Source organism: Flammeovirga kamogawensis (assembly GCF_018736065.1).
Taxonomy (GTDB): domain Bacteria; phylum Bacteroidota; class Bacteroidia; order Cytophagales; family Flammeovirgaceae; genus Flammeovirga; species Flammeovirga kamogawensis.
On record NZ_CP076129.1, the window covers coordinates 633,037 to 644,765 of the forward strand.

The 11,729-nt window shown below is 31.3% G+C and carries 11 protein-coding genes; 5 read left to right on the top strand and 6 right to left on the bottom strand.

Annotated elements, in window-relative coordinates:
• Positions 1-47: 47 nt before the first annotated feature.
• The 5 genes from ccsA (at position 48) to KM029_RS21300 (ending at position 6,445) form a co-directional block, all read left to right on the top strand.
• Positions 48-3,176, top strand: coding sequence for a cytochrome c biogenesis protein (gene ccsA / locus KM029_RS21280; protein ID WP_144075829.1), 3,129 nt, complete (start codon positions 48-50; stop codon positions 3,174-3,176).
• A gap of 145 nt (positions 3,177-3,321) precedes the next feature.
• On the top strand, positions 3,322-4,392 hold the full coding sequence (locus KM029_RS21285; RefSeq protein WP_144075830.1) for a BamA/TamA family outer membrane protein: 1,071 nt from the start codon (positions 3,322-3,324) through the stop codon (positions 4,390-4,392).
• 99 nt (positions 4,393-4,491) lie between these two features.
• Positions 4,492-5,103 (top strand): hypothetical protein, encoded by a 612-nt coding sequence (locus tag KM029_RS21290; RefSeq protein WP_144075831.1) that lies wholly within the window; start codon positions 4,492-4,494, stop codon positions 5,101-5,103.
• Positions 5,104-5,333: 230 nt separating this feature from the next.
• Positions 5,334-5,657, top strand: coding sequence for a TerB family tellurite resistance protein (locus KM029_RS21295; RefSeq protein ID WP_144075832.1), 324 nt, complete (start codon positions 5,334-5,336; stop codon positions 5,655-5,657).
• A gap of 302 nt (positions 5,658-5,959) precedes the next feature.
• Entirely contained in the window at positions 5,960-6,445 is a 486-nt protein-coding gene (locus KM029_RS21300; RefSeq protein ID WP_144075833.1) for a thioredoxin family protein, read from the top strand.
• Positions 6,446-6,519: 74 nt separating this feature from the next.
• Here KM029_RS21300 and KM029_RS21305 read toward each other — a convergent pair whose 3' ends face one another.
• The 6 genes from KM029_RS21305 to KM029_RS21330 form a co-directional block, all read right to left on the bottom strand.
• Positions 6,520-7,545, bottom strand: a complete 1,026-nt coding sequence (locus KM029_RS21305; RefSeq protein ID WP_205125504.1) for an ammonium transporter — start codon at positions 7,543-7,545, stop codon at positions 6,520-6,522.
• Positions 7,524-7,832 carry an ammonium transporter gene (locus KM029_RS21310; RefSeq protein ID WP_205125505.1) on the bottom strand — a complete coding sequence of 103 codons (309 nt, stop codon included), beginning with the start codon at positions 7,830-7,832 and terminating at the stop codon, positions 7,524-7,526. The genes KM029_RS21305 and KM029_RS21310 overlap by 22 nt, the downstream gene beginning before the upstream one ends.
• A gap of 143 nt (positions 7,833-7,975) precedes the next feature.
• The gene (gene aguA / locus KM029_RS21315; protein ID WP_144075834.1) at positions 7,976-9,076 is read right to left on the bottom strand and encodes an agmatine deiminase; all 1,101 of its coding nucleotides are present in this window, start codon (positions 9,074-9,076) and stop codon (positions 7,976-7,978) included.
• A gap of 6 nt (positions 9,077-9,082) precedes the next feature.
• Positions 9,083-9,985 carry an N-carbamoylputrescine amidase gene (gene aguB / locus KM029_RS21320; RefSeq protein WP_144075835.1) on the bottom strand — a complete coding sequence of 301 codons (903 nt, stop codon included), beginning with the start codon at positions 9,983-9,985 and terminating at the stop codon, positions 9,083-9,085.
• 310 nt (positions 9,986-10,295) lie between these two features.
• Positions 10,296-10,814, bottom strand: a complete 519-nt coding sequence (locus tag KM029_RS21325) for a hypothetical protein (RefSeq protein ID WP_144075836.1) — start codon at positions 10,812-10,814, stop codon at positions 10,296-10,298.
• Positions 10,815-11,034: 220 nt separating this feature from the next.
• Positions 11,035-11,607, bottom strand: coding sequence for an NAD(P)H-dependent oxidoreductase (locus KM029_RS21330; protein ID WP_144075837.1), 573 nt, complete (start codon positions 11,605-11,607; stop codon positions 11,035-11,037).
• Positions 11,608-11,729: the final 122 nt, after the last annotated feature.

Genomic DNA, 11,729 nt, shown 5'->3' on the forward strand with positions numbered 1-11,729 from the left:
TTTTATTTTATTAAACTCACTCCGACTTTTTTTGTCCTAAACTTATAATGCAAAAGGTTTTTAAACTCTTATTCTCTAACAAACTAACACTAGTTTGTTTAATCATATATGGCTTTGCTATGGCAAATGCTACTTTTATTGAGAATGATTTCGGCACACCTGCAGCACGAGGAGCTGTGTATGATGCACTTTGGTTTGAGATTCTTCAAGCCCTTCTAGGTATCAATTTTATTGGTAATATTTTCAAGTATAAATTATTAAGAAAAGAAAAATTAGGTGTCCTAACTTTTCATTTCGCTTTTATTATTATACTCTTAGGTGCATTTGTTACTAGATATGCTGGTTACGAGGGAAATCTAAGAATTAGAGAAGGTAGCAGTAGTAACGAATTAATATCACTTGAACGTTATTTTCAAGCACATATTCATGGTAAAAGTTTAAATAAAGAGATTAGTGAAAAAAGTAAATTCACAATTCTAGATCAGCCAGATATTTCTTGGACAGAAGAAAACAAAGGGGATAAAATTACTATCCAACCTAAAGAGTATATTCCTGATGCTGTACAATCTATTGTAGAAGGTGAAGTGACAGATGCTGTTATAGAAATCGTAACTGCTAGTGAATCTGGTAGAAGCAGTATCTTTTTAGAAAAAGGAAAAAGTAAATTCCTTTCTGGTTTCGAAGTTACTTTTGAAAACCCTAAAGAAGGAGCTATAAATATTAAAGAAACTGCAAATGATTATAGTATAACTGCACCAAGTAGGTTAACTTATTTCATTATGGCTAGTCAGTCTAGTGGTGCGACTGAAGAAAATACAGAAGATAAACTTCAACAACGTGCTTTGTACCAAATGGGCGACTTACGTTTTGTTATTAAAGATATTCATGATGGTATGCGTTTAGGATATTCTCCTGCACAAACTAAAAAAATGAAGGCTCAAGCTGCGGATTTACTTTTTGTAGATGTAACAGTAAATGATCAAACTGAAGAAGTAATTTTAGCAAGTTTGAGTGGTGTAATTACTCCTTTTAAGAATATTAATTTAGGAGGATATCATATCGAAGTTTCTTACGCTCCAATTATCACTAAACTTCCTTTCTCATTATTTTTAAATAATTTTGAAATGGAAAAATATCCTGGCTCAGAAAATCCATCTGCTTATTCTAGTGAGGTAATTGTTCAGGATGGTGACAAAACATTTCCATATACAATTTTCATGAACAATGTACTTGATTATAGAGGGTATAGATTCTTTCAAGCTTCTTTTGATCAGGATGAATTAGGAACAGTACTTTCTGTAAATAAAGATAGACCTGGTACAATAATTACCTACATCGGTTATACATTAATGACAATTGGAATGATGATGACCTTCTTTGAAAGAAAATCTCGTTTTAGATTAATAAGTGGTAAATTATCAAAATTGAAAGCATCTCAAACAGTAACATTAATTGCTGGTTTATTCTTCTTTATTCCTTTATTTAAATCAAATGCACAGGAAGTTGTTGAAGAGCAAGTATTAGAACGTTCGCAACATATTGATAAGGAACATGCTAAAAATTTCGGTACATTGCTAGTGCAAGATATGGATGGCAGGTTAAAACCTATCAACACATTAAGCTCTGAATTCTTAAGAAAACTGACTCGCAAAACGTCATATACATTACAAATGAAAGACGGTTCTTCTGAAAAGATGAATAATGATCAGTTATTTCTTGCATTGCATATAGACCCCATGTTTTGGCAAGCAACTCCTCTAATAAAAATTGATGGTGATGCAGGTAAAGGTATTTTTAATATCATTCAAAAAGAACAAAGTGATTTAGTTTCTTTTGATGATTTAATTAATATGGAAGGTGATTATCTTTTAAGAGGTGCAGTTGATAAAGCACAACAAAAGAAACCGTCTGAAAGAGGTGAATTAGATAAAGAATTAATCAAGGTAGATGAACGTTTCAATATTTTATTTCAAGGTTTATCTGGAAATTATTTAAAAATATTCCCTGCCAAAGATGATCCTAATAACAACTGGTATAATGCCAATTTTATTAGTAATCCATTCGGTGCTGCAGAAGATTCAGCATTTGTAAGAAATATAATGAAGGTTTATTATATGGAAATTTTTAAAGCTCGTTCTTCTGAAGATTGGACAGATGCTGAATTAAATTTATCATATGTAAGAACATTCCAAAAAGTAATGGGTAAGGAGATTTATCTTACTGACCAAGCAATTACTTCAGAATTGTGGTACAATAAACTCAACATCTTCAATAATTTGTTTCCAATTTACTGGATGCTTGGTATTTACCTTTTAGTAATTGCTCTTATAAAAGTATTCAAAAATTCGAAAGGAACTAGATTAGCCTATAATTTTGGTGTTGGTTTTGAAATGATCGGCTTTTTTGCCTTTACATTCAACTTACTATTAAGATGGTATATTGCTCAATATCCACCATGGACTAATGGTTACGAAATGTTGATTTTAGTGGCATGGTCATTATTCCTGTTTGGATTTATCTTTTATAGGAAAAGTGATTTTATATTACCTCTAGTTTCTTTATTTGGTGGAACACTATTATTTGTAAGTTTCTTAGATTGGTTAAATCCAGAAATTACAAACTTAGTACCTGTTTTAAAATCTTATTGGTTAAAAATACATGTTGCTATCATTGTAAGTAGCTATGCACCTCTAGCATTATCTGCTTTGTTAGGGTTTATCAATTTAATCTTTATGGTTGTTCAAGATAAACGCTTTAAAAATCCAATTTTAGAACTTACATATATCAGTGAATTATCCATGACTATCGGTTTATATATGCTTGCCATTGGAACATTTCTTGGTGGTGTTTGGGCAAACGAATCGTGGGGTAGATATTGGGGTTGGGACCCAAAAGAAACATGGGCATTAATTTCTGTAATTGTATATAGCGTTGTACTACATTTAAGATTGGTACCAGCTTTAAAAGGTAATTACATATTTAACCTTGCTAGTTTAGTTGCATTCTCTTCTATTGTAATGACCTCTTTTGGGGTGAATTACTATTTAACAGGTTTGCACTCTTATGCAACTGGTGATCCGGTTCCTGTGCCTACTTTTGTTTATTATGTAGCTGCATTGATCGTTGTTCTTGGTTCTTCTGCTTATTATAGAGAGAGCTCAAAAAATATTAAATAACCAACTTATACCCCACTTAAAGGTATTTAAAAGGTGTTTTTCTTAGGGAAGACACCTTTTTTTATCCAATAATTTTGTGCAAGTAGGGTTTCGGGGTTTGTATTTCCCTTTGGAGAGTGATAACATCTTATAATCCTACTCTAAAATGAAAAATACAAATAAAAAACTTAAAATAGCATTCTTTATAATTGCTCAGTTACTACTCTGCCAGTATAGTTTCAGTCAAGGTGTTGGCGACCGTATTGATGGGAAAATGAAGTTTATCCCACTACCGTTTCTTGATTATGACCTATCTTCTGGTGCTACTGTTGGCGCATTACCAATGCTAATGTTTAATACATCAGAGAAAGACACTATCTCACCTTCTTCTGTAATTGGTGTATTAGGTACCTATTCAGAAAATAAAAGTTGGATAGGTTTAGCTTTTGGCCAATTCTATTTAAAAGAAGATAACTGGAGAATAATCGGAGCTATTGGAAAAGGAGATTATCACTTTCAACATTTTATTGGAGGACCAGTAAATATGTGGTCAAAGTACAATACAAATTATCAATTTGCCTATTTAGGGGTTGAAAAAAAGATCTATGAGAATATATATATTGGCGTAAATTACTTTCATAATTCATATGATTCAAAATCAGAAATTCAACTTGAAAAGCAAGAACGACAAAATTTTAATGGTGTAGGACTATCATTTTCTATAGATAAAAGATCAAATGTATCTTACCCCACAAGTGGTTATCTTCTAGATATTGATTATAGTACATACCCTTCAATATTTGGAAACACAAAAGAATCAAATCAAATAGAAATAGCATTTAATCATTATAAATCTTGTAGAAAGGGTAAAGATGTATTAGCAACTAGAGTTTTTACTGGTATTGGTATTGGTAACATAGATTTCAACCAACAATTTGTAGTTGGAGATACTGATATTAGAGGATACTCAAACGGGCAGTATAGAGGTAATTTTATAATAAGTGCACAAGCAGAATATAGATATAATTTTTCAGATAGAATTGGAGCAGTTGGTTTTGTGGGTGCGGCTACAATATTTGGAGCAAATAATGAAGAACATAATGGTAAATTTTTACCCTCTGCGGGTGTAGGATTCAGATATACCTACTTAAAAGATACCAATTCAAAATTAGGGTTTGATATAGCTAAAGGTGATGGTGATTGGGGGTTTTATTTTAGAATTTCTGAATCTTTTTAAAAAAAATAAAATTTAGAGGTGACATTTTAAAAGTGTTGTTATTAGTAAGTGAACCAAGCAATAAGGTTCAACTTTAAAAAACTCTAAAAAAATACAGAAATGAAAAATCTATTTATTTTATTCTTCGCTTTAACATTTGGTTCTTTTTCCGCTCAAGCTCAAGAAAATACAGTTCAAGACACTAGTAGTGAAACTTCAATAGTTAAAGAACAAAAAGGAATTCAACTTTACAAAGAATTATATACTGATATGGATGGTATAGAAGTTCACAATTATATCACTAATGAATTAAAGGGAAAAAGAGAATTTAATGGAGATTATTCTATTATGTTCCTAGAAGAAGAGGCCTTTTTAAAGCCAATCTTTGAGAACAATAGCTTGATAAAAATTCAAGTAGTTTTCCAAAATGAAGATGTTGAAGCTGTTTATGCTAGTTTAAGAGGTATTGAGCAAGCTTTCAATCAAATTGAAGAATGGGACCAAACTAAAACTGAAGAATTTGTTTGGTTATTCAAAAAACAATTTGAAGAAAAAATTAATAATAAAAATGAGTTAACAATTTATTCAGCAGGTGTATTCCACGATGAAATTGGTCATGGATGGCATGCAACTTTACAAATCAATCCTAGATTAGATGAAACAGCTGAATTAAATGATGAAGAATTGGCACAAAAAACAGCATTAATCCAATCTGATATGTTCGCTAAGTAAGAAAATTGTTAGTTTCTTTTTTAGATATTGAAGTTGGTAGATCTTTTCTACCAACTTTTTCGTTATATAATATAATTACCCTTAGGTATTGATAAATAATCTACACATTGTTATTTCAAGAATGACCACTAATATTTATATTATGTAGCTCTTTAAGTATAATTATTAGAAGAATATTTCTTGAAAATCGAAATACTATCTAAATTGCTAATACTAAAAAAATTATATTTATGCTATTTGAAAAAAACGAAAAGAAAGCAGTTGTCAAAGTCGTAAACGACATGATGTTATCTGACGGAGTTATTGATGTTCAAGAAGTGGTCTACTTATCTTTACTAAAAAAGAAATTCAAATTTGATGACCAATTCATTGAAGAATCAAAAAAGTTAACAACTTCTGACAGTGTATCTATCTTAAAAGGTATGACTGATCAGAAAAAAGAATGGGTCATGAAAATCTTATTCGAAATGGCAAATGTTGATAATGACTTTGATGCCAATGAAAAGATATTACTTGAGAATATCAGAGTATTAATTGATTACAAAGGAAAATAGCATTTTTAAATACAACAAATACTACTCTTCAACTGGAAAAAACAATATTAATTAACTACTAACTATCAAGATGTTAAGTAGTTAATTCTTAAACAAAGAAAAATAATATTTTGATATATTTTAATCATAATCTATCAATGCTACACTCTTCTCTTTACGTTAATTAGAATGTAGATAGAATAATAGTAGTATAGATAGTAGTTATATATAGAAAGGAGCTTTCCATTGGAGTGCTCCTTTTTTTGTATTATAGGAATAATAAATAATTTGTATATTTAGGTCAAACTTTATCTTAATATAGTATGAAATCATATATAATATCAATTATACTTTTCATTGTCAGTAGCTTATCAATAGTAAATGCTCAGACAGCTGAAAATAAAACTCCACCTCCTATAACAGACAAGGTATCTAATGAAGGTTGGATAAATGATGCACATAAAGCTTCTGAATTAATGGAGAAAAACAATGCTCCTTTAATTATTAATTTTACAGGAAGTGATTGGTGCGGATGGTGTAAAAAAATTAAGGCTGAAATTTTTGATACGGATGAGTTTAAAGCTTGGGTAAAAGAAAATAAAGTTGTCTTATTAGAACTTGATTTCCCAAGAACAATTCAACAGTCAGATCTTTTAAAAGCACAAAATCAATCTTTAGCACAACAGTTTCAAGTTAAAGGTTATCCAACAATTTTTGTCATTAAAGGCAAAGAGGTAATTCAAACAGGTTACGTAAAAGGTGGACCAGAAAATTGGATTAAAAGTGTTGAAGAAAATATTGAAATCTAATCTTTTTTAAAGATTTACATAAAGAGAGTCATTCTTTGTTTTACTATTTTAAAACCAAGAATGACTCTTTTTTTCTAAATAAACTCCCCTTCTTCGGTTAAATCTAAACCTTCTTTTTCTTCCGTTGGTGAAACTCTAAAACCCACAGTCATTTTACAAACTTTCATTATTATAAATGTCATTATAGCAGACCAACCTACTGCAGAAAGTAAAGCAATTACTTGAATAGATAATTGATTAAAAACATCTGTTACACCATGTCCTCCAAAGAACTCAGTTCCTAAAACGGCAACTAATAATGTACCTAATATTCCTCCTACACCATGTACAGCAAAAGCATCTAAAGCATCATCTATTTTCCATTTTTTCTTTACAATGTCTACCATATTAAAACATACGATTGCTGCTACAACTCCAATAATTACAGCGCCTGTTGGCCCAATATTCCCAGATGCAGGAGTAACTGTTGCTAAACCAGCAATCATACCCGTAACAATTGAAATTAATGTAGGTTTACCATTTTTTCTCCATTCTAATAGAGCCCATGTCATACAAGCTGCTGCTGCTGATAAGTGAGTTACTAATAATGTCATTCCTGCAGCACCATTTGCATGTAACTGGCTTCCTGCATTAAATCCAAACCAACCTACCCATAACATACAAGCTCCAATCATAACCATTGGAATATTTGAAGGTGATTTTTTTTGATGTGCGAATTTTAAACGAGGTCTAATAAATATAGCTAATAATAATGCAGCTATTCCTGCTGTTGCATGAACAGTAATTCCTCCAGCTAAATCAATTACACCCATTTGTTGTAACCAACCACCTCCCCATACCCAGTGTGATACTGGTGCATAGACTAGAATTAACCATAAAGCTGAAAACAAGACTACTGCTTTTAATTTCATCCTTTCTGCGAATGCTCCAATAAATAAACCTGGAGTTATGATTGCAAATGTCATTTGATAAACAGCAAATAACGGTTCTGGTATGTTACCATGTAGACTATCCGCAGTCATACCTGATAAAAACACCCTATGCAAATCTCCTATAAAATCTCCATCACCAGAAAATACTAAAATAAACCTCCAAACCATAATAGAGATCCGATTCCAGTAATAACACATATGTTCATCAAAATAGATAAAACATTCTTTTTACGTACTAAACCTGCATAAAATAAAGCTAAACCTGGTAACATCATAAATAACACTAAAGCAGTTGATACCAAAATCCATGCTGTATCTCCTGTGTCAAGTGCCGTAGTGTTTATATTTGCTAATTGACTTTGGACCTCTGTAATTTCTATTACTTCAGTTTGTGCCTTCACAATATTTACTGAAGACAGTATTACAGCGATAATAATATATACTATTTTTCTCATGATAATAAGCCTGAAAAGTAGAAATCAGTTGCTTGAAAATAGACAAAATAATGAATGGATTATTTTATCTATTTTGTAATTCAAATTTAATTATTAATCTCATTTAGCCATGGATAACCATAACTACCCATGGCAGTATTAATTTACACCTTTGGTTGTTGTTGTGTAATACAGTGAATGTTACCTCCACCCAAAAGAATTTCTCTAGCATCTACTTGAACAACTCTATGATCTGGCATTAAATCTTGAAGGATTTTTGCAGCTACATCATCATTATCATCTCCATATTTTGGTAAAATTATACCTCCATTACAAATTAAACAATTGATATAAGAACCTGCTAATCTATCTCCTTTCTGACGATTCTTAGCTGTTTCAGACACATCTATTCCTTCTATATCCTCCAAGCTTGTCAACATTGGCGAAGGAACAGGTAATTTATGTACCGTTATTTTACGACCTTTCGCATCAGTTGTAGTAGATAAGTAATTATATGCTTCCAACGAACGATCATATTGAGGGTCATTTTCATCGTCTGTCCATGCTAAAACTACTTCTGCAGGACGTATAAAAAATGCCATATTATCAATATGTCCAGGTGTTTCATCATTATAAATACCTCTAGGTACCCAAAGTACTTTTTCTACGTTCAGATACTCTTTCAAGTATTCTTCCATCTCTTCTCTAGATAAACCAGGATTTCTTCCAGGGTTCATAAATACCTCTTCTACAATCATCACAGTTCCTTCACCATCCGTATGGATTGATCCACCTTCTGTAACAAATTTTTCTGTTCTGTAGCGGTCAGCGTTTTCTATTGATAATACTTTATGAGCTACCTGATCATCATGATCAAAAGGAGAATATAAACCATTAAAAGTACCTCCATAAGCATTAAATTTCCAATCTACTCCTCTTAATCCACCTTTTCCATTTACTAAAAAAGTGGGACCAGAATCACGCATCCAAGCATCATCTTGCGTTAACTCAATTACGCGAATGTTTGGATGAGACAACATTGCACTAGCATTTTCAAATTGTGTATTAGATGCACAAACAGTAACAGGTTCAAACTCTGCTATAGCTTTTGCAACACGTACATAAGCTTCTTGCCCAGGTTTAGCCCCTAATCTCCAAGTATCTGTACGTTCAGGCCAGTGCATCCATGTTCTAGTATGCATTGTCCATTCTGCTAGCATATAGTAGCCGTCTTGTTTTGGTGTTGTATTTAATAATTGTGACATGATTTCTTAGAATTTATTAGGGTGAACGCCATCGCTTGAAGTAATTACTTGATAATATTCAGGTCTTCTATCTCTAAAGAGACCCCATGAAGTACGAGTTTTCTCGATATCGTCTAAATCGAAAGTATGTACTAATACTGCATCCTCATCTTGAGGTGCTTCTTCTACTTTTTGACCATGCTCATTTGAAATAAATGAAGAACCATAAAATGTGATCCCTACTTCATTCTCTCTGTCAAAAACATCTTTTGTTGTTTCACGCCCAAAACGATTAGATGCTACTACAGGTGTAATGTTAGCAGCAGCATGACCACATTGTGTAGCTTGCCAATGATCTTTAGAAATCAAATTCGCATCCTGAGGTTCAGACCCAATTGCTGTTGGAAAAAATAACACTTCAGCTCCCATTAATGCCATTGAACGAGCCGTTTCTGGAAACCATTGATCCCAACAAATTCCTACACCAATTTTAGCATATTTTGTATCCCATACTTTAAAACCAGTATCACCAGGGTTAAAAAAGAATTTTTCAAAATAACCAGGACTATCTGGTATGTGAGTTTTTCTATAAACACCTAAAATTTCACCATCAGCATCAATAACTGCTATTGAATTATACCTAGCATGACCTTGTCTTTCATAAAAAGAAATTGGTAATACAACCTCCAATTCTTTTGCTATTTTTTGAAAATGATTAACAGCTGTATTTTCTTCTATTGGTTTTGCTAACTCGAAATAATCTTCGTTTGGTTGAAGGCAAAAATAAGGTGTTTCAAATAATTCTGATAATAGGATAATTTGAGCACCTTTTGCTGCTGCTTCTCGCACTAATTTTTCTGTTTTTTCTAAGTTATCCTTTTTGTCCCACGTAAAACTTGTCTGCGTTGCAGATACTGTAATTTTCCTCATTGCATTATGATCTTTTATTCTTAATAATACTTCTGTAAATCAGGTAATTAAAAGAGATAAATAGATATTCTAAACTCCCTTTCGTTCTGAATACAATACAAAAGTAAGGGGGAGAATTTTTTTAATGCGTAAAAAAAAAATCAACAGTGGTAAATAAATAATAAAGATTAGTTGATATAAATTAAACCATAATAATAGAAGGTTATTATGATATTTTATTGTTTTTTAGCAATGGGAATACTACTTTTTTTAAAACACCTCTACTTTAGCTAGAGGTTTATTTGAATAAACAATCTTATAAAGAACACCCCTAATTAAATAATTCATCAAAATATGCTTCCCAAGTTTCTGTATATTCTAAAGAGGGAAAGTTATTGTGGCCAGAACTAGCAACCATCAAAGATGTATAATATCTTGAGCCATCAATAAATTGCTTACTAGTATGTGTTTCTTTTCTTAAATCTTGGCATAAAGCATGAAATAATTCATGGCAAATTAATTGTCTTCTAAGATAATCCAATTCTAGTTTGGTACTTTTAGGATTAATTTTGACAACACGCATCGTATTAGATTGGCCATGAACATTATCTGCTAAATTTGTTCCCCATTTAATTGTTACTTTTCTATTTCTAAACGTAACATTTCTATCAGCTGCTTCTTTAACAAATTGATTAACGTGAACGCTAAATATTTCTTCTAATCTATCATCTTCATATTTAACTTTAAGATCATAGGGTGCTACTTTCATGTCAATTAAAGAACATGAATTTATTGATAGAATTACTAGGGTAAAAACTACTTTGTAAGCTGTTTGTAAAAAATGATTCATTATGTAGTTTAAGTTATTGTATTAGGTTTATGCACAATATTAATAACTTTTACACTTGTTTACAACATAAGGTTAAATTATTTACAATAACACATAACACTATAAAATAGATAGATGAAATAGTAATGAATTAAAACAGGTAATTGAAAAATCTTGTTCCAATAATTATAATTTACTTTAGAATAAAAAAAGGTAGCTTAGTTAAGCTACCTTTACTTTCCTATTTAAATAAATTTTTTGTTTCTAAGAGGTATTCTTTCCGCACTTCATCAGATGTTGTAGGTACAGCACCAAAGTAGGTTATTTCTGTTTTTATTCCACAGAATCCAAGTACACCACCATCAAAAATCCTTGTAAGAGATTTATACATATCTGATCCTTCATAATATTCAGCTGGAGAACCGTGAGGAATAATCACATTAGCTGTTTTACCAGTAAGCATTGCATCCACTCCTGTTTCAGTATATTTAAATGCAAACCCACTTGCAAATACTCTATCTATATAACCTTTTAACATTGCGGGCATTTGTCCCCACCATAGTGGAAAAACAAAAGTGATGTGTTCTGCCCAAGAAATATCATCTTGATAACGTTTTATATCACTAGGTGTTTCTCCCCCCATAAACATTCCTTGAATATCAGGGAACTTTAAAACTGGATCAAAGTTTTCACTATACAAATCAGTGACTTTTACCTCATCTCCACGTTCTTCACTAGCCGCTAACACTTCATTAGCAATAGCCTTTGTAAAACTTTCTGGGTTTAAGTGAGAAAATACAATTAAATGCTTCATAATCTATTTTAATTTTATACATTTTTATAGATAACATGTATAAGCCGTTAATTGTAACCTATTATGGTTATAATTCAATAATGTCTCTAAATCATTACTTTCTGTAATAATCTAGTGATTAA